This is a genomic window from Streptomyces spiramyceticus, from assembly GCF_028807635.1.
GTDB lineage: Bacteria > Actinomycetota > Actinomycetes > Streptomycetales > Streptomycetaceae > Streptomyces > Streptomyces spiramyceticus.
On sequence record NZ_JARBAX010000002.1, the window covers coordinates 366,536 to 384,063 of the forward strand.

The following is a 17,528-nucleotide window of genomic DNA, read 5'->3' on the forward strand; positions in this document are numbered from 1 at the left end:
GCCCTGCGGGGGCCGGTCCCCAGTTCCCCCCAGTTCCCCGCAGGGACGTGCCCTACGCACCCGCCTTCCGCAGCGCCGTCACCGTCTTCCTGGCGGCAACCAGGACCGGGTCCCAGACCGGGGAGAACGGTGGGGCGTACCCAAGGTCCAGCGCCGTGATCTGGTCGGCCGTCATGCGGGCCGTGAGGGCCACCGCCGCGATGTCGACGCGTTTCGCGGCGCCCTCGCGGCCGACGATCTGGACGCCCAGAAGCCGCCCCGTGCGGCGCTCGGCGATCATTTTCACGGTCATCGGGGACGACCCGGGGTAGTACCCGGCGCGGCTCGTGGACTCGATCGTGGCCGTCACGAACTGCAGGCCCTCCGCCCGCGCGTCCTTCTCGCGCAGGCCGGTCCGGGCGATCTCCAGGTCGCAGACCTTGCTGACCGCCGTACCGACGACACCGGGGAACGTGGCGTAACCGCCGCCCACGTTCGACCCGATGGCCTGGCCGTGTTTGTTCGCGTGCGTGCCGAGCGCGATGTGGCGCCGGCGGCCCGAGACGAGGTCGAGCACCTCGACGCAGTCGCCGCCCGCCCAGATGTTGTCGTGGCCCACGACGCGCATCGCCAGGTCGGTGATCAGGCCGCCGGACTCCCCGACCGGCAGGCCCCCGTCGCGGGCCAGCGTTGTTTCCGGTTCGACGCCGATGCCGAGCACGACGACGTCCGCCGGATACGTGTCGTCGTCCGTGGCGACCGCCCGGGCCCGGCCGTCGTCTCCGGTGAGGATCTTGGTGACCTCCGCGCCCGAGACGGTCGTGATGCCCATGCCGTTCATCGCGTCGTGGACGAGGCGGCCCATGTCCGGGTCGAGTGTGGCCATCGGCTGCTCGCCGCGGTTCAGGACGGTCACGTCGTAACCGCGGTTGACCAGCGCCTCGGCCATCTCGACGCCGATGTAGCCCGCCCCGACGACGACCGCGCGCCGCCCCTGTGTCTGCTCCAGCGTGTCGATCAGGGCCTGGCCGTCGTCGAGGGTCTGTACGCCGTGGACGCCGGGGGCGTCTATGCCGGGCAGCGGGGGACGGACGGGGCGGGCGCCGGTGGCGATGACCAGCTTGTCGAAGCCGGTCCAGGACTCGGCGCCCGATTCGAGGTCCCGCGAGCGGACCCGGCTGCCCGCCACGTCGATGCCGGTGACCTCGGTTCTGATCCGCAGGTCGATGTCGCGCTCGCGGTGCTCCTCGGGCGTACGGGCGATCAGCTCCGCCCGCTCGGTCACGTGCCCACCGACCCAGTACGGGATGCCGCAGGCCGAGTACGAGGTGAAGTGGCTGCGCTCGAAGGCGACGATCTCCAGCTCGTCCGGGCCCTTGAGCCTGCGGGCCTGCGATGCGGCGGACATGCCCGCCGCATCGCCGCCGATGACCACCAGTCGCTCCGCCGCTGCCATGGCGTGTCCTCCGAGTCGTACGTCCGTACATCCGAAGGACACGCTACGTCGGCGGCGGTCCGTGGGCGGGGCTAGTTCTCTTCCTGCGGTGCCGGCAGCGGCGGCGCCACCGGCGCCGCGCGGTGCGGCAGGCGGCCGCGGAGCACGCGCCACAGGACGTACAGCAGCGCCAGCGCGGCGGCGAACGGGGCGACCGCGCCCAGTACCATCGCGACCCACTTCAGCGTGGTGACGAACGCGTTCCAGCCGCCGCCGAGCGCGTCCAGGAAGCCGGGGTCGTCGTCCTCCTTGGCGGTCTCCTCCGCCTCGGGCTCCGAGAGTTCGAGGGTGATGGTGGCCATGGTCGTACGGTCCTGGAGCGACGCCTGCTGGGCGAGGAGGGCCTCCAGCTCGGTCTGACGGGTGTTCAGTTCGCCTTCGAGCATGACCACATCGCTGATCTTCGTGGCCCGGTCCATCATTTCCCGCACCCGCGCGACGCTCGACCGCTGCGACTTGATGCGGCTCTCGACGTCCACCACCTGGTCGGTGACGTCCTTGGCGTCGGCCTTGCGGTTGAGCAGCTTGCCGGTGCCCGTCAGTTCCTTGAGCACGGCGTCGTACTCCTCCTGCGGGACGCGCAGGACGATGCGCGAGAAGACGTGGTCGTCCTCGGTGCGCTCCGTGGTCTCGTTGCCGACCATGCCCCCGGCGTTCTCGGCAGCCGTACGGGCCGTGGCGAGGGCCTTCGTCGCGCTGTCGACCTCGACGGAGAGCGTCGCGGTGCGGATGACGTGGGTCTTGGCGAGCGGCGGCTTCTTCGCGTTGCCCTGACCGGTGGGCTTCTGGGCGCCCGACTGGTCCTCGGCGCCGCTGCCCGGCGCCCTCTCCGCGGGCGCCGCGGCCTTGCCGTTGGCCGCGCTGCTCTGTGCGCCGCTGTCGTCGGACGCGCCGCAGCCGCTGAGCGCCAGCGAAGCGGTGAGCAGAGCGGCCGCGAGGACCTTGAGTGAACGGTGCCCGGACGTGTGTGCTGCACGCATGTCGGCTCCCCCGAACGTCGTGGTGGGTGTTGCCGGTTCGACGTGCGGGGCGGGGGAGAGGGTTGCCCTTTTCGGATCCCGAAGCGGTCACGGTCAGGACTCTTTCCGGGTTTGAGAGAGTGGACCCCATGAGCGCCCACACACATTCACCCCACGTCGTCGTCATCGGTGGCGGCATCTCCGGCCTCGCCGCCGCACACCGGCTGGTCGGAGCCGGTGCGCGCGTGACCGTGCTCGAAGCCACGGACCGGCTCGGCGGCAAACTCCTGGCGGGCGAGATCGCGGGCGTGACCGTCGACCTGGGCGCCGAGTCGATGCTCGCCAGGCGGCCCGAGGCGGTCGGTCTGGCGCGCGCGGTGGGCATCGGCGACCGGCTCCAGCCGCCCGCCACCGCCACCGCGTCGCTCTGGAACCGGGGCACTCTGACCCCGATGCCCAAGGGGCACGTGATGGGCGTACCGAGCGACCCGGCCGTCCTCGGCGGCGTCCTGTCCAAGGACGCCCTCGCGCGCATGGAGCAGGACCACGAGCTGGCGCGCACCGAGGTCGGCGACGACATCGCTCTCGGCGAGTACGTCGCCGCCCGCCTCGGCCGTGAGGTCGTCGACCGGCTGGTGGAACCCCTGCTCGGCGGCGTGTACGCCGGTGACGTGTACCGGACGTCGATGCGGGCCGCCGTACCGCAGCTCTTCGATGCGGCCAGGACGTACGACTCGCTCCTCGACGGCGTACGGGAGATTCAGCGGCGGGCCGAAGACAAGCAGCAGACCGGGCCCGTCTTCATGGGGATCGAGGGCGGCGTGGGCACCCTGCCCGGCGCCGTCGCCGATGCCGTGCGCGCCGGGGGCGGCGAGATCCTCCTCGACACGCCGGTGCTCGGCCTGACCCGGGGCGCCGGCGGCTGGGAAGTGCGTACCGACCAGCGGGTGATCGCGGCCGACTCCGTCGTCCTCGCGTCCCCGGCCTGGTCCGCGTCCGCGCTGCTCGCCGCCGAGTCGCCGGCCGCGGCGGCCGAACTGTCAGCCGTCGAGTACGCGTCGATGACGCTGGTCACCATGGCCTTCAGGCGCCGGGACGTGCAAGGGATGCCGGAGGGGTCCGGTTTCCTGGTGCCGCCCGTGGACGGGCACACCATCAAGGCGTCGACCTTCTCGACCCGCAAGTGGGCCTGGGTGGACGCCGCCGCGCCCGACCTCTTCGTACTGCGTACCTCCATCGGGCGATACGGCGAGGAGGAGCACCTGCACCGCGAGGACGACGAACTGGTTGATGTGTCCCTGCGGGATCTCGGGGCGGCGACCGGCCTCGACGCCCGGCCCGTGGCCACCGAGGTCACCCGCTGGATCGGCGGCCTTCCGCAGTACCCCGTAGGCCACCCGGAGCGTGTCGCGCGGGTGCGGGCCGAGGTCGCGAAGCTGCCCGGACTGCGGGTCTGCGGTGCGGCGTACGACGGTGTGGGCATCCCGGCGTGCATCGCGAGCGGGCAGCGCGCCGCCGACGAGATCATGGTCACCCCGGCCCCGGCGCGGGGCACGGATCCGGGCGCGGGAGAATAGGGACATGACTGATGCTCCGGAGACTGTGACATCCCCCCGAGGCCCCAACGCCGGCAAGAAGGCCAAGGACCTCAACGACGTCATCCGTTACACCCTGTGGTCCGTCTTCAGGCTTCGGGATGTGCTACCGGATGACACCGCGCGCGCCGGGTACGCGGACGAGGTGCAGGAGCTGTTCGACCAGCTCGCCGCGAAGGACGTCACCGTGCGCGGTACGTACGACGTGTCCGGGCTGCGCGCCGACGCCGACGTCATGATCTGGTGGCACGCGGAGACCGCGGACCAGCTCCAGGAGGCGTACAACCTCTTCCGCCGCACCAAGCTGGGCCGCGCGCTGGAACCGGTCTGGTCGAACATGGCGCTGCACCGCCCCGCCGAGTTCAACAAGTCGCACATCCCGGCCTTCCTGGCCGACGAGACGCCGCGCAACTACGTCAGCGTCTACCCCTTCGTGCGCTCGTACGACTGGTACCTGCTGCCCGACGAGGACCGTCGCCGCATGCTCGCCGACCACGGCAAGATGGCGCGCGGCTACCCGGACGTGCGGGCCAACACGGTCGCGTCGTTCTCGCTCGGCGACTACGAGTGGCTGCTGGCCTTCGAGGCCGACGAGCTCTACCGCATCGTCGACCTGATGCGGCACCTGCGCGCGTCCGAGGCGCGGATGCACGTGCGCGAGGAGGTGCCGTTCTACACCGGCCGGCGCAAGGACATCGCAGACCTGGTGGCGGGCCTCGCCTGAGCGACGGCCCACCACCCCTGACCCGGAAGATCAGACAGCGGGCGCAGGCCTCCTGGCCACTGCCCGCTCGTCCAGCGACACCGGGTTCGGCTCCGGGTGCGGCGCGCATTCCGCGCGCCGCACCGGCGTCCGTCCGGTCAGGAGATACGTCTCCATGTGGCCGTTGACGCACTTGTTCTCGCCGCCGCCGATGCCGTGCGTACCGGCATTCCGCTCCGTGACGAGGACGGAGCCGTTCAGCCGCCGCTGAAGCTCCAGCGCGCCCTTGTACGGCGTCGCCGCGTCCCGCTCGGCGGCCAGGATCAGCGTCGGAGGCAGCGCACCGGGACCCGTACGGACGTCCAGGGGTACCTGGCGGGGCGCGCTCCAGTAGGCACACGGCAGATTCATCCAGACGTTGTCCCAGGTCTCGAACGGCGCGTGGCGTGCCAGCTCGGTGTTGTCGCGGTTCCACACGTGCCAGTCCGTCGGCCAGGGCGCGTCATTGCACTCGATGGCGGTGTACACGGCGTTGCTGTTCTCGTCGTCCCACGCGGTCTCGGGACTGGGCGCGGCCTGTTCGATCAGCGGCTCCGGGTTGCCCTTCAGATACTGGGTGAGCGCGGTGGCGCGCAGCGCCCAGTAGCTGTCGAAGTAACCGGCCCTCAGAAACGCCGTCTGGAGCTCGCCCGGCCCCACCGTGCCGCCGGCCGGCCGGTGGGCGAGCCTGGCCCGCACCTTCTCGTAACTGGCCAGCACCGCGTCGGGCGTCTTGCCCAGGTGGTACCACTTGTCGTGCTTGGCGACCCAGGCGCGGAAATCGTGCCAGCGGGTTTCGAAGGCGAGCGACTGGTCGAGGTTGCTGCGGTACCAGATCTGGTGGGGGTCGGGGTTGACCGCCGAATCGAAGACCATGCGGCGTACGTGGCTGGGGTAGAGCGTCGCGTACAGGGCGCCCAGATACGTGCCGTACGAGGCGCCCATGAAGGTCAGCTTCTTCTGGCCCAGCGCCGCCCGCAGGACTTCCAGGTCGCGGGCGTTGTTGAGGGACGTGTAGTGGGGCAGCGCGTCGCCCCCGTTGCGGGCACAGCCTGCCGCGTACGCCTTGGCCTGGGCGATCCGCTCCCGCTTGTACGCGACGGAGGGGTCGGACGGGGACTGGGTGGGGGCCTTGGCGAAGTCCTTCGGCGCCTGGCAGGACAGCGGGGCCGAGCGGCCGACGCCGCGCGGGGCGTAGCCGACCAGGTCGTACGCCGCGCTGATCCGCTTCCACTCGGGCATCGACGCGACCATCGGGAAGTACATGCCGGAGGCCCCGGGGCCGCCGGGGTTGAAGACGAGCGCGCCCTGGCGTGCGACGGCCTTGCCCTTGGCCCCCTTGCCGCTGACCCCTTTGCCGTCGGCCCCTTTGCCGTCGGCTTTCACGCGGCTGACGGTCAGTGAGATCTGACGTCCGTCAGGGGCGGCGTAGTCGAGGGGGACTTTGACCGTGCCGCACTGCGCCGGGGAAGGCAGGCCCTCGGACGCGGGGCACTTGCCGAAGGCGATCCCGGCGACGGCCGCGCGCTTGGCGGCGAGCGCGGTGCCGCGGGCCTCGGCGGACGCGGGGGGTGTGAGCAGTGCGGGAAGTGCGGGAAATTCGGCGCTGCCGGCGGGGGCGGCGACGATGGCGGTCAGGACCAGGGAGCCGAGGGATGCCAGGGTCCCGTACATCGCTACTGCTCTCATCGCGTTCCCTTCGTACAGATACAGGACAAAGGGGGATCCTTGACGCGGCAGTTGGTGAAGTAAAGCACCGGTGTTCGGTGTCGGGGTCAATGACCCCGATGCGCGTCATGGCTTGGGGCGGCTCGCCGGGGGCGGCAGCGGGAAGCCGGTGGACGGCGTTACCGGGACGGCCGGTGGCGGGGTGGTGCGGGACGGCGGGGCGGGCGGCGGCGGGCCTGTGGGGCTCGCGGTGGCGGTTCCGGCGGCCTCGTTCGCCAGGGCGTCGAAGTCGACACGGCCGGTTGCCTCCAGCATCCGGATGTGGTCCAGGACGGTCGTATTGGCGTCGTCGGCGAGGCCGCGGACGAGAGTGTTGCGGGTGGTGTGGCGCACCTGGGCGATGACCGCGAAGACCTTGCCGTGGGCGGCGCGGAGGATATTGGCGAATCTGGTCTCGTACGCCGGGCCGCTCGCCTCCGTGAACTCTCTGAGCCAGCCGCGTTGCTCGGCGGTGGGCTGGTTGGGCAGCTCCATGTTCAGCTGCGCCGCGACCTCTCGTATGCGTGCGTCGAGGAAGGTGTGGCCCTCGACGAGGTGTGCGCCGGCCTCCTCGACGGCACGGGTCGGGGCCCGCGCCAGTGCCTGTTGGCCGGCGGGGAGTTCCCACAGGCCAGCGAGTCTGATGCGTACGACCAGGTCGCGGTCGGCGGCGGAGAGCGGTCCCCACCGGGTGGGGACCGTTCCGGCGTTGAGCTGGGCAAGCCCGGTGCCCGAGCGGTCGGCGTAGGACCAGATCGGGAAGATCAGCGCGGCGAGGGTCGCCGTCAGGGCGACGACGACCAGGCCGGTGCCGGCGGTGACGGAACGCATGGTGCCTCCTGGTGCGGCACCGCACGTTAGTGCGCGTCTCGGTGATCCCGTGGGGCGTTGCGGGAAATGGGTGGTGGGAGCGGCCAACTCACCTGTCTCGTAGGTATTTGGTGGGTTCAGGAGGAGGAAGAGCAGCTGCTTCCGCCGCCGCAGCTTGAGCCGGAGCTCGAACTGCAGCTGGAGCCGGAGCTGCCGGAGCAGCTTGATCCGCCGGAGCCCGAGCCGGAGTCGTATCCCGACCCGGAGTCGCCCGAGCTTCCGCAGCTCGAACCGCCGGGGCCGGAAGAGGCGCACCACACGACGACTCCGGCTGCGGCGTACATGCTGCTGTCACTGGTGCTGCTGGTCGTACCGGCCCTGGTGGTCCTGCTCCTCGGCGTCTGGCGCGCTGCCGCCTGCAGCTGGGCGTACAGGTCGGGGTCGGGCAGCGCCCGCAGGCCGCCGAGCGCGACCAGGTGGCCCGCATCGGTCCGGTACGCGTGCGCGATGCGGTACGCCGCGGCGGCCGCCCGGCCGGCGGGGGTGACGCGGGCGGCGGCCCTGGACGCGTTGCCCGCGCCGCTCGCGATGCCGAGGATCAGCGCGGGCAGAATCTTGACGACGAAGGGGATGCCGGAGTCCTCCACGAACGAGACGACGACGGCCGCCGGGAAGCCCAGGACGCAGGCCAGCGTCAGGATGTGGCTGCGGGTGCGCCAGTTGTGGCCGGCGTGCGGGGGCACCATCAGGCCGCGGAACGCGAGGCTGTCGCCGACCTCCTGCACGGCTGAGTTGCGCATCACCGCGTGGCGGAGGGTGTGCAGCGCGCCGTTGGGCGCGGCGGCGAGCTCGTGGAGCACGGCCCGTTCCACCGGGTCGCGGGTGACGGTGCTCCGGGCCGAGACGATGCCGGGGCCGCCGATGGCCAGGCGGCCGTCCTGGTGCATGGCGGCGAGGGCGGTGTCCACGGTGCGGGAAGGGCCGCCGTTGAGGAAGGCCGCCTCCATGACGTCTTGGACGGCGCCGCCGCCGGCGCCGGCGGCGCTGCGGCGGATGGCGGTAACGCCTCTGGTCAGGACCACGGAGGCGACGACCACGGCGAGCGTGATCAGCAGGGCGAGGACGGTCATCGGCGTGTCACTTCCGGACGAGTGCGGCACGTGCCGCACGGACGAGGCGGGTCGTACGGCGCGGAGGGCGCGGGGCGGCGCGGTCCTGCCACCAGTGGGTCAGCCGGCGGCGCGCGGAGGCGTCCTCGGGGAGGCCGGCGGCGAGCAGATGCTCGGCGAAGTTCAGCGCGTCGCGGCGGTAACCAGCCGACATGGGGCGGGACTTGGCGTACGCGAGGAACGCGGTCCGGTAGGCGGCCCCGAGGATCTCCGGGAGCTCCGGGGCGAGCTTGGCGACGACGTCGGCGCGCTTGGCGGCGAGGGCACGACTCTGGACGCGCAGGCGGGCGGAGTCGAAGCCGGTGGGGGTCGGGGTGCCGGCGACGAGGGCGGAGAGCAGGGCGGTCTGCGCGAGGGCGACGCGGGTGCGGGTGGCGGTGGCGGCGTCTGCGGGGCGGGGCGGTGCGGCCTCGGCGGTGGCGGTGGCGGTGCGGTGCGCGAGGGCTGCGGCGGTGGCGCTGTTCCCCCGACCCCCCCGACCCCCGCGAGCTACGCCGCGTGGCGGGGCCGCGGTTGCGGTCGTGGTGGTCAAGGTGTGGCGGATTGTTGTCAGTTCCCTGGACAGCTCCTCCGCGGGCGGGAAGTTGTCGTCCCGTTCCAGCAGGATGCCCGGGGGGTTCGTGCGGGATCGGAGTTCGGCGAGGATGTCCAGGACCGGTTGCGTCACCGGGTGCGCGTGGGTGTCGTGCCAGACCCCGTCCTTCTCCATGCCGCCCGCCACGTGGACGTACGCGATCGCCTCCACCGGGAGCTCGTCGAGCGCCGCCGCCGGGTCCTCGCCGCGGTTGACATGGTTCGTGTGGAGGTTCGCCACGTCGATCAGGAGACGGACTCCCGTACGCGCCACCAGCTCCGCCAGGAACTGGCCCTCGGTCATGTCCTCGTCGGGCCAGTTGATCAGCGCGGCGATGTTCTCCAGGGCGAGCGGAACCGGGAGCGAGTCCTGCGCGATGCGGACGTTCTCGCACAGCACGTCGAGGGCGTCCCAGGTGCGGGGGACCGGGAGCAAGTGGCCCGCCTCCAGGCGCGGGCTCGCCGTGAGCGGGCCGCCCGCCCGTACGAACGCTATGTGCTCGGTGACCAGGGGCGAGCCGAGCGCCTCCGCCCTGGCCGCCAGGTCCGCCAGGCGGCCCGCGTCCGGGCGGTCCGCGCCGCCCAGACCCAGCGAGACGCCGTGCGGGACCACTGACACGCCACGCTCGCGCAGGCGGAGCAGGGAGTCGGGGATGTGGCCCGGGCAGATGTTCTCCGCGACCGCCTCGACCCAGTCGATCCCGGGCAGCCGCTCCACCGTGCCGGCGATCTCCGGCCGCCAGCCGATTCCGATTCCGAGACGCTCCATGATTCCCCCTCCTCTGCTTCGTGCAGGGGTAATGGCCCCGGCGGACAGCGCCGAATCCAGAGGAGGGGACGTTCAGAGGTTGATTTGAGGTTCCGGGGAATGGAGGGCGGCCCGTCCTACGGCAAGGGTTCGGGGCGGTTCGTGTTCACCGCCGGGCTGCCGATCTCGCCTTCCGGCTGCGCCGACGGCCGTGACGTAAAGGTCTGGCCGCCGGTCGGTACCGCGGGCGGCGGCGACGGGACCGTGACCGAGCCGTCCGGCGGCGGCGGGCCCGTTGGACTCGCGGTGGCGGCTCCGGCGGCCTCGTTCGCCAGGGCGTCGAAGTCGACGAGCCCGGTGGCCTCCAGCATCGTGATGTGGTCCAGGACGGTCTGGTTGGAGTCGCTCGCCAGCTGCCGGATCAGGGAGTTGCGGGTGGTGTGCCGGACCTGGGCTATGAGGGCGAAGACTTTGCCGTGCGCGTTGCGCAGCAGATTGGCGAACTTCCGCTCGTACTCCTTGCCGCTCGCCGCCGACAGCTCCCTGAGCCACCCCTGCTGCTGCTCGGTGGGCTGGTTGGGCAGCGGTACGCCGAGCTGTGCGGCCACTGTACGGGCCCGCTTGTCGAGGTCGGCGTGGCCGACGACGAGGTGGTCGCCCGCCTCCTTGATGGCCTCGCTGGGCGCGCGTTCGATCGCCTGCTGCCCCGCCGGCAGCTCCCACAGACCCGCCAGCCGTACCTTCACCAGCAGGTCCCGGTCCGTGGCGGACAGCGGGCCCCACTGGGTGGCGACGGTCGAGGCGTTGAGATTGGCCTGGCCGGTCCCGGAACGGTCCGCATAGGACCACACAGGGAAGGCGAGTGCGCCGAGGGTGGCGACAAGTGCCGCGATGATGAGGGCCGTTCCGTTGATGCGTCGCAACAAGGTGTCTCCCGAGCCGATGCGTGAACACCGTCGAACCTACTTGTAAGTATTCGTAGATACGTGTGACGCAGACGATGCGTTCAACGGGGCTCGGGAGAAGCCTGTTTCAGGAGCGACGTGAGAGGCGGCGCAGCGCCGGGTGGTCCGCGACCACCGTGCACGAACCGGGCGCGATCTCCGTGAACCCCGCGTCCCTCACAACCGGCAGCCCGCTCGTCGTGAGCTCCTGCCACCGGCCTGCGTCGGGCGTCCGTACGGACAGCGGGAAGCCCGCGTCCTGCCACGCCTTCCGCTCCACCTCCGACAGCTCCCACCAGGCAAGTTGAGCCCCGTGGCCGGCCTGCGCCATCGCCTTGCCCGCCGACATGTCGAGTCCCGGACTCAGCCACATGACGGGGCCCGGCGGCGCGGCAGGCGGCGGCTCCGGGTCGTCCAGGTCCGTGCCCGACACCTGGAGCTTCGCCAGCTCCTTCGGCCACCCGTCCAGGGGTACGGGCGGGAAGACCCGCACCTCGGCGGCTTCTCCGGTGACGGTGATGCCGGGGAGCGCCGACGCCTTGCGCCACTCCGCGCCGCGCGCCCGCCGCACCACCTTGCGGATCCGGGCGTCCTGCCAGTCCCGTACGGCCTCGGCCCACTCGCCCTCGCCGAGCGACCGCTCGTCGGCGAGCATCACCAGCACCGCGCGGGCTGCGGTCTCCAAGGCGTCCGTACGGGCCGGAGGTTCGGCCTTCTCGATGTGGACGACGAGGGGGAGCACGTACTGCGGAGCCTCGTCGCGGGCCGTCTGCTCGTGCCGGAAAGGACTGTCGGGGGTGTCATGGGTGCTCACGCCCCCAAGTCTGCCGCAGACGTGAGACTCCTCGGCAAGGCTTCTCGCCGAGGCTTCTCGGCCTGGCGTCTTGGCGGAATGAATGGCTCCGGGCGAGGATGATCCGCATGAAGAGCGATCTTTTTGCCTCAGAGAACATGGCGCAGCAGGCCACCGCCCCCGGTATGACCCTCCAGAACGCCAAGTCGGTCAAGTACGCCGTCAACGGCGAAATGCACGCGCGGCAGGGCTCGATGATCGCCTTCCGCGGCAATCTCCAGTTCGAACGCAAGGGCCAGGGCATAGGCGGCATGCTCAAGCGCGCTGTCACCGGCGAAGGCCTGGCTCTCATGGCCGTACGCGGCCAGGGCGAGGCGTGGTTCGCGCACGAGGCCAACAACTGCTTCATCGTCGACATAGAGCAGGGCGACGCGCTCACCATCAACGGCCGCAATGTGCTCTGTTTCGACCCGACCCTTTCGTACGAGATCAAGACGGTGAAGGGCGCCGGCATGACCGGCGGCGGGCTCTTCAACAGCGTCTTCACCGGCTACGGCAAGCTCGCCGTGATCTGCGAGGGCAACCCCATCGTGATCCCCGTGAGCCAGCAGTGGCCGGTGTACGTCGACACCGACGCGGTGGTGGGCTGGAGCGCCCATCTCAACACGTCGCTGCACCGCTCGCAGTCGGTCGGTTCCATGATCCGCGGCGGCTCGGGCGAGGCGGTCCAGCTGATGCTCCAGGGCGACGGCTTCGTGATCGTGCGGCCGAGCGAGCTCAAGACCGAGAAGGCATCGGCAAGCTGAGGCTCATAGGGGTGGGCCGCCGGTACGGCATCGGCGGCCCGTGGATTCTGCGCGGGGTCGACCTCGGTTCCGGCCACCGCGCTCGGCGCACTGCTGACGCTGGTGGTCGCCGGATCGCCTGCGCAGGCCGCCGTATCCGGACTGGTCACGGGCTCGCACGCCGGGGTGGTGCACACACCGGTGCTGCCGCTCGCCGCTGCCGCCGTGGCCGCGGGCGTGGTGGCGGCGGTGGTGGCGCGCTCAGCTCGCGGCGTGGCTGAGTAGGCTCGTACGCATGGATGAGGAGAGTCCGCCGTACGCCGAGTGCGTGCTGTGCCGCAAGCCGACCGAGTACCCGGAGACGGTCAAGGGCGTCGTGTACTGCCCTGTCTGCGAGTGGCAGGAGGCGCAGCGCATGGCCTGTTCCGGCTGAAACCCGGTGGACACCCCGCACGGCGCTCGACGATCATCCGCAGCGTGAAAAACGTGAGCTTCACCGAGCTGAACGGCGCGGTCATGACTGCCCTCCTGGACGACGACCTGGCCCGCGCCAGTGCCGAGGCAGGGGTCGTTCTGACCGACTACTTCCTGACCGACAAGGCACTGTGGCTGTGGCGCTACCGGCTCGGTCAGATGGCCGACGACCCCGCCGCGGCGCACTGGTGCGGGCGCCTCGCGGTGTGCGGACCCGACGGCGCGGTCGTCGGGCACGGCGGCTTCCACGGCCCGCCCGACGACGCGGGCATGGTCGAGGTCGGCTACTCGGTGGACCCGGCCTTCCGCCGCCGGGGATACGCCAGAGCCACCCTCACCGAGTTGCTGCGCCGGGCTGCCGCCGCGCCGGAAGTCACCACCGTGCGGGCCTCGATCAGCCCCGACAATGCCGCCTCCCTTGCCACGATCGCCGGCTTCGGCTTCAAGGAAGTCGGCGAGCTGTGGGACGAGGAGGACGGGATCGAGACGCTGTTCGAGGTGCCTGTACGGCAGCCCGTACGGCCCTAGGCGTGTCCGCCCTAGCGCTTCATGAGGTCGGAGACCTTCACGAACCGGTAGCCGCGCTTGCGAAGCTCCGGCACGATCCGCCGGATCGCCCGATCGGTCACCGGGGCCGCGCTGCGCGTGCAGTGCATGACCACCACCGAGCCCGGCCGTACGTCCTCCAGTACCTGCTCGGCGACCGCGTCCCCGTCGGACGCGAACGCGTCGCCGCTGACGACGTCCCACTGGACCGCCGTCACCTTCGCCGGGGCCAGTGCGCGCAGGGCCCGGTCGTCGTAACAGCCGCCGGGGAAGCGGAAGTACGGGACGATGTGCCGCGCGCCCGCCTTGCGGAAGGCGGCGAACGCGCGGTCCACGTCGGTGCGCATCTGCTCCGCGCCGACCGTCGGGAGTCCGTAGCAGGGGGACTTGAAGGCGTGGTGGCTGTACGAGTGGTTGGCGATCTCGAAGAGCGGGTCCCGCCCGATCGAGCGCGTCTGGTCCGGGTACTCCTCCGCCCAGCGGCCCGTCATGAACACCGTCGACGGGACCTTGAGCCTGCGCAGTGATGCGATGAGCCCAGGGTTGTCGAAGCGTTCGCCGCCCGCCGCCCGGGGGCCCTGGTCGGCGGTCATGTCGGCGTCGAAGGTGAGCGCGACCGTCTTGTCCATGGTGTTGCGGGCCCGCTCGAAGACCGGGGTGAGACCTCCGGGGCCGGGCGCGAGCATCGGCGGCGCCGACTGCTTGGGCCCGGCCTCACGCGAGGCGGACGGGGCGGGGCCCGGAGCCACCGGCGCCGAGGGCAAGGGTGATGCCGAGGCGGGCGCGGCGCTCTTGCGCGGGGTGTTGTCGGTGCCGGCGCCGCAGCCCGCGAGTACCGCGCCCAGGACCGCCACCGCGATCAGTCTTCGTACGAAAATATTCACTCACGGAAAGTAGCTGATCATGGTGGCGCTACGCGGGTGCAGCCTCGCGCGGGGCGGCCGACCGGGTGGCAGGAGAAGCGGAACAGCGGCGCAGCAGCACTATGGCCAGCCCCCTGCCGCGGCATCCGCTGGAGAGGGGGCGCCCGCGGGACGTCGAGGGCGGTTCCGAGTGGTCGAGCTCTCAAGTAATTCGTCGCAGTCCGTTACGCGGTGGTCGCAGTCACCCCTACACTTAGGCTCGCCTAAGTTCGTGATCACTGAGAATCCGTCACGTCGGAATGGATGCGATGTCAGCCGCCACCATCAGCAGTCCAAGAGCCGCTCTTGTCGGCCGCCGAATAGGCTGGACGGCAGCGGCCGTTGTCGCCCTGCTGCTTGCGGTGCTGCTCAGCCTCGCCGTCGGCGCCCGGCACATAGCCCCGGGCGAGGTCTTCGACGCCTTGCTGTACGGCGGTACGAGCGAGGGCGCCGAGATCGTACGGTCGCTGCGGGTGCCCCGGACCGTCGTAGGTCTGATGGTGGGCGCCGCACTGGCCCTCGCAGGCACGGTGATTCAGGGCATCACGCGCAACCCCATCGGTGACCCCGGCGTGCTGGGCATCAGCCAGGGTGCTGCGGTGGGGGTGGTGCTGGCCATCGCGTTCGCAGGGGTGCATTCGCTCTCCGGCTATGTGTGGTTCGCGTTCATCGGTGCCGGGGTCGCGTCGGTGGCCGTCTACGCCGTCGCCTCCAGCGGGCGGGGCGGGGCGTCGCCCCTGAAGCTGGCGCTGGCCGGCGCCGCCATCAACGCACTGCTCATCTCCGTCATCCAGGGCATGCTGACGACGGACGCCGCCACCCTGGACGAGTTCCGCTTCTGGCAGGTCGGCTCGATCGCCGGACGGAGTGCCGAAGTGGCCGGTCAGATATGGCCGTTCCTCGCAGTGGGCGCGGTGCTGGTGCTGTCGGTGGCGCGAGGGCTCGACGCCCTGGCGCTCGGCGACGACGTCGCCAAGGGACTCGGTCAGAACGTGGCGACCGTACGGATTGTGGGCGGCATCGGCGCGACCGTGCTCACCGGCGTCGGGGTCTCGGCCGCCGGGCCGATCGCCTTCATCGGCTTGGCGGTTCCCCATATCGCCCGTGCCATCGTCGGCACCGATCACCGATGGGTGCTGCCGATGGCGACCCTGCTCGGCCCGGTCATGCTGCTCGTGTCGGACGTCATCGGCCGGATCATCTTTCCGCCGGGCGAGGTGCCGGCGGGTGTGATGACCGCCCTGATCGGTGTGCCGTTCCTGATCACCATGGTCCGTCGCAAGGCGGTGGGCGCATGACGACCTCGCTCATCGAGAGCCAGGCAGCGGCCGTACGCCCCGACGGATACGCGCTCGTGAGACGCGGCCGCGCGTCCTTCCTCGTCCACAGGCGTGCCGCGGTCGCCTCGTGCGTTCTCGCCGTACTGACTGCGGCTGTCTGCCTCGCGTACCTCTGCCTCGGTGAGAAGTTCGTCGCGCCGGGCGAGGTGCTGAACGCGCTGTCCGGGCAGCCGTCGACAGCCGACTTCGTGGTGGGCGAACTGCGGCTGCCGCGGCTCGTTCTGGGGCTGATGGTCGGTGCCGCCTTCGGGGTCGGGGGCGCCCTCATCCAGACCGTTGCCCGCAATCCACTGGCCAGCCCCGACATCATCGGTGTTTCCCAAGGGGCCAGCGCCTTGACCATCGGCGCTCTGACGTTCGGTGTCGGCTCGTTCAGTGTGCTGCCGTACTTCTCGGTCGCGGGCGGAATGATCGCCGCCGCGCTCGTGTACTTCTTCGCCTGGCGCGGTGGACTGCACGCGGCGCGGTTCGTCCTCATCGGCATCGGTGTCGCCATCGCGCTGCGGTCCGTCGTCCATCTCTTCATCACCAAGGGCGACTATCTGGTGGCCCATCAGGCGCAGGTGTGGATCACTGGTTCACTCAACGGTCGCGGCTGGGACGAGGCCGCACCGCTCGGTTGGACGCTGCTCGCCCTGGCGCCGTGTGTGGTCTGGGCTGCACGGGCCCAGCGCAACGCCGCCTTCGACGACGACACGGCAACTGCGCTGGGCGTGCCGCTCCAGCGGACCCGGTTCGGGCTGGCGCTGCTCGGTGTCTTCCTCGCGTCGGTGGCGACGGGTGCGGCGGGCCCGGTGGATTTTGTGGCGCTGCTCGCCCCGCAGATCGCCCGTAGGCTGACCCGCACTGCGCAGATCCCGCTGCTGTGCTCGGCGCTGCTCGGTGCGTTGATCGTGGTGGCCGCCGACCTGCCTGCGCGCCTGCTGTTCGCGCCGGTCGAGCTGCCCGTGGGTGTGCTGACCGCGGCTGTCGGCGCGCCGTATCTCATCTGGCTCATCGTGAAGGACCGCAGCGTCCGCGGCCGTACTGGAGGAATAGCGTGACCGAGAGCAGGCTGACAGCCCGTGACTTGACTCTGGCTTACGAGGAACGCACGGTCGTGGAGGGCCTTGACCTGGACGTTCCGCACGGCCGCGTCACCGTCATCGTCGGTCCGAACGCCTGTGGCAAGTCCACGCTGCTGCGCGCCCTCGGACGGCTGCTCAAGCCGCGGCGGGGCTCGGTGCTGCTGGATGGTACGGAACTGAGCCGCATAGCCACCCGTACGATCGCGCAGTCCATCGGGTTGCTTCCGCAGACCCCGGTCGCACCGGAGGCGATCACGGTGGCCGATCTCGTCGCGCGCGGCCGCCAGCCACACCAGCACTGGTGGCAGCAGTGGTCGGAGAAGGACGAGCAGGCAGTCACCGACGCCATGGACCGCACCGATGTGAGCTCCCTCGCTGCGAGGCCGGTCGATGAACTGTCGGGCGGTCAGCGGCAACGCGTGTGGATCGCCATGGCGCTCGCGCAGGACACCGACCTGCTGCTCCTCGACGAGCCCACCACCTACCTGGACATCTCACACCAGGTGGAGGTGCTGGACCTGGTCCGGCAGCTCAATCGGGAACGCGGACGGACGGTTGTCGCGGTGCTCCACGACCTCAACCAGGCGGCGCGGTACGCCGATCACCTGGTGGCGATGAAGGAGGGACGGATCGTCGCCCAGGGACACCCCTCGGAAATCGTCACGGTGGACCTCGTACGTGATGTCTTCGGCCTCGAATCGGTTGTGGTGCCGGATCCGGTGACCGGCGGCCCGCTGGTCGTCCCCGGCAGCCCCTGGCGTCAAGAAACCTCCGCCGCAGCAGCGGTCTCGGCAGAGGTCGGCTGAACTCGCCGACCGGGCACTCACGTTCGCACGAACGGACGCCCGTTCGGCAATGGACAGGACAAGGTCGGCCGTATTGCCGCGTAGTCCGAGTTGT

General features: G+C 71.0%; 18 protein-coding genes. 9 read left to right on the forward strand and 9 right to left on the reverse strand.

Annotated elements, in window-relative coordinates; all coding sequences use genetic code 11:
- Positions 1-52: 52 nt before the first annotated feature.
- Entirely contained in the window at positions 53-1,435 is a 1,383-nt protein-coding gene (locus PXH83_RS25165) for an FAD-dependent oxidoreductase (protein ID WP_274563367.1), read from the reverse strand.
- Between the two features lie 71 nt (positions 1,436-1,506).
- Complete coding sequence (locus tag PXH83_RS25170) at positions 1,507-2,454, reverse strand: DUF4349 domain-containing protein (RefSeq protein WP_274563368.1); 948 nt, start codon at positions 2,452-2,454, stop codon at positions 1,507-1,509.
- A gap of 128 nt (positions 2,455-2,582) precedes the next feature.
- Between PXH83_RS25170 and hemG the strand changes: the two genes are divergently transcribed.
- Entirely contained in the window at positions 2,583-4,010 is a 1,428-nt protein-coding gene (gene hemG, locus PXH83_RS25175; protein WP_274563369.1) for a protoporphyrinogen oxidase, read from the forward strand.
- Between the two features lie 4 nt (positions 4,011-4,014).
- Positions 4,015-4,752 carry a hydrogen peroxide-dependent heme synthase gene (gene hemQ / locus PXH83_RS25180; protein WP_274563370.1) on the forward strand — a complete coding sequence of 246 codons (738 nt, stop codon included), beginning with the start codon at positions 4,015-4,017 and terminating at the stop codon, positions 4,750-4,752.
- A gap of 30 nt (positions 4,753-4,782) precedes the next feature.
- Here hemQ and PXH83_RS25185 read toward each other — a convergent pair whose 3' ends face one another.
- The 6 genes from PXH83_RS25185 to PXH83_RS25210 all read right to left on the reverse strand — a co-directional run bounded on the left by PXH83_RS25185 (position 4,783) and on the right by PXH83_RS25210 (position 11,535).
- Positions 4,783-6,459: an alpha/beta hydrolase gene (locus PXH83_RS25185; protein ID WP_274563371.1), complete on the reverse strand. Its 1,677-nt coding sequence runs from the start codon at positions 6,457-6,459 to the stop codon at positions 4,783-4,785.
- A gap of 105 nt (positions 6,460-6,564) precedes the next feature.
- On the reverse strand, positions 6,565-7,308 hold the full coding sequence (locus PXH83_RS25190) for a DUF4142 domain-containing protein (protein WP_274563372.1): 744 nt from the start codon (positions 7,306-7,308) through the stop codon (positions 6,565-6,567).
- 116 nt (positions 7,309-7,424) lie between these two features.
- Positions 7,425-8,417, reverse strand: coding sequence for a TIGR04222 domain-containing membrane protein (locus tag PXH83_RS25195; RefSeq protein ID WP_274563373.1), 993 nt, complete (start codon positions 8,415-8,417; stop codon positions 7,425-7,427).
- A 7-nt stretch (positions 8,418-8,424) separates the two neighbouring features.
- Positions 8,425-9,798: an MbnB/TglH/ChrH family RiPP precursor modification enzyme gene (locus tag PXH83_RS25200; protein ID WP_274563374.1), complete on the reverse strand. Its 1,374-nt coding sequence runs from the start codon at positions 9,796-9,798 to the stop codon at positions 8,425-8,427.
- 116 nt (positions 9,799-9,914) lie between these two features.
- Positions 9,915-10,700, reverse strand: a complete 786-nt coding sequence (locus PXH83_RS25205) for a DUF4142 domain-containing protein (RefSeq protein WP_274565162.1) — start codon at positions 10,698-10,700, stop codon at positions 9,915-9,917.
- Positions 10,701-10,809: 109 nt separating this feature from the next.
- Positions 10,810-11,535 (reverse strand): peptidyl-tRNA hydrolase, encoded by a 726-nt coding sequence (locus PXH83_RS25210; RefSeq protein ID WP_274563375.1) that lies wholly within the window; start codon positions 11,533-11,535, stop codon positions 10,810-10,812.
- Positions 11,536-11,642: 107 nt separating this feature from the next.
- On the opposite strand from PXH83_RS25210, the gene PXH83_RS25215 reads away from it, so the two are divergent.
- The 4 genes from PXH83_RS25215 (at position 11,643) to PXH83_RS25230 (ending at position 13,301) form a co-directional block, all read left to right on the forward strand.
- Positions 11,643-12,320: an AIM24 family protein gene (locus PXH83_RS25215; protein ID WP_274563376.1), complete on the forward strand. Its 678-nt coding sequence runs from the start codon at positions 11,643-11,645 to the stop codon at positions 12,318-12,320.
- A gap of 102 nt (positions 12,321-12,422) precedes the next feature.
- Positions 12,423-12,584 (forward strand): hypothetical protein, encoded by a 162-nt coding sequence (locus tag PXH83_RS25220; protein ID WP_420803247.1) that lies wholly within the window; start codon positions 12,423-12,425, stop codon positions 12,582-12,584.
- A 10-nt stretch (positions 12,585-12,594) separates the two neighbouring features.
- Positions 12,595-12,732, forward strand: a complete 138-nt coding sequence (locus tag PXH83_RS25225; RefSeq protein WP_274563378.1) for a hypothetical protein — start codon at positions 12,595-12,597, stop codon at positions 12,730-12,732.
- Positions 12,733-12,776: 44 nt separating this feature from the next.
- Positions 12,777-13,301: a GNAT family N-acetyltransferase gene (locus PXH83_RS25230; RefSeq protein WP_338054753.1), complete on the forward strand. Its 525-nt coding sequence runs from the start codon at positions 12,777-12,779 to the stop codon at positions 13,299-13,301.
- A gap of 11 nt (positions 13,302-13,312) precedes the next feature.
- Here PXH83_RS25230 and PXH83_RS25235 read toward each other — a convergent pair whose 3' ends face one another.
- Positions 13,313-14,203: a polysaccharide deacetylase family protein gene (locus PXH83_RS25235; RefSeq protein ID WP_274563379.1), complete on the reverse strand. Its 891-nt coding sequence runs from the start codon at positions 14,201-14,203 to the stop codon at positions 13,313-13,315.
- 287 nt (positions 14,204-14,490) lie between these two features.
- Between PXH83_RS25235 and PXH83_RS25240 the strand changes: the two genes are divergently transcribed.
- The 3 genes from PXH83_RS25240 to PXH83_RS25250 are packed head-to-tail and all read left to right on the forward strand — an operon-like array spanning position 14,491 to position 17,434.
- A complete protein-coding gene (locus PXH83_RS25240) occupies positions 14,491-15,519 on the forward strand; it encodes a FecCD family ABC transporter permease (protein WP_274563380.1) in 1,029 nt (342 codons plus the stop codon).
- Positions 15,516-16,604, forward strand: a complete 1,089-nt coding sequence (locus PXH83_RS25245; protein ID WP_274563381.1) for a FecCD family ABC transporter permease — start codon at positions 15,516-15,518, stop codon at positions 16,602-16,604. Before PXH83_RS25240 ends, PXH83_RS25245 begins: the two co-directional genes overlap by 4 nt.
- Entirely contained in the window at positions 16,601-17,434 is an 834-nt protein-coding gene (locus PXH83_RS25250) for an ABC transporter ATP-binding protein (RefSeq protein WP_274563383.1), read from the forward strand. The genes PXH83_RS25245 and PXH83_RS25250 overlap by 4 nt, the downstream gene beginning before the upstream one ends.
- Positions 17,435-17,528 lie beyond the last annotated feature (94 nt).

Excerpts from the sequence above, each read along its gene's own strand:
- PXH83_RS25195 (WP_274563373.1), bottom strand. The coding sequence starts at position 8,417 with ATGACCGTCCTCGCCCTGCTGATCACGCTCGCCGTGGTCGTCGCCTCC.
- PXH83_RS25240 (WP_274563380.1), top strand. The coding sequence starts at position 14,491 with ATGTCAGCCGCCACCATCAGCAGTCCAAGAGCCGCTCTTGTCGGCCGC.
- hemG (WP_274563369.1), top strand. The coding sequence starts at position 2,583 with ATGAGCGCCCACACACATTCACCCCACGTCGTCGTCATCGGTGGCGGC.
- PXH83_RS25165 (WP_274563367.1), bottom strand. The coding sequence starts at position 1,435 with ATGGCAGCGGCGGAGCGACTGGTGGTCATCGGCGGCGATGCGGCGGGC.
- PXH83_RS25245 (WP_274563381.1), top strand. The coding sequence starts at position 15,516 with ATGACGACCTCGCTCATCGAGAGCCAGGCAGCGGCCGTACGCCCCGAC.
- PXH83_RS25215 (WP_274563376.1), top strand. The coding sequence starts at position 11,643 with ATGAAGAGCGATCTTTTTGCCTCAGAGAACATGGCGCAGCAGGCCACC.
- hemQ (WP_274563370.1), top strand. The coding sequence starts at position 4,015 with ATGACTGATGCTCCGGAGACTGTGACATCCCCCCGAGGCCCCAACGCC.
- PXH83_RS25185 (WP_274563371.1), bottom strand. The coding sequence starts at position 6,459 with ATGAGAGCAGTAGCGATGTACGGGACCCTGGCATCCCTCGGCTCCCTG.
- PXH83_RS25200 (WP_274563374.1), bottom strand. The coding sequence starts at position 9,798 with ATGGAGCGTCTCGGAATCGGAATCGGCTGGCGGCCGGAGATCGCCGGC.
- PXH83_RS25170 (WP_274563368.1), bottom strand. The coding sequence starts at position 2,454 with ATGCGTGCAGCACACACGTCCGGGCACCGTTCACTCAAGGTCCTCGCG.
- PXH83_RS25225 (WP_274563378.1), top strand. The coding sequence starts at position 12,595 with ATGGATGAGGAGAGTCCGCCGTACGCCGAGTGCGTGCTGTGCCGCAAG.
- PXH83_RS25190 (WP_274563372.1), bottom strand. The coding sequence starts at position 7,308 with ATGCGTTCCGTCACCGCCGGCACCGGCCTGGTCGTCGTCGCCCTGACG.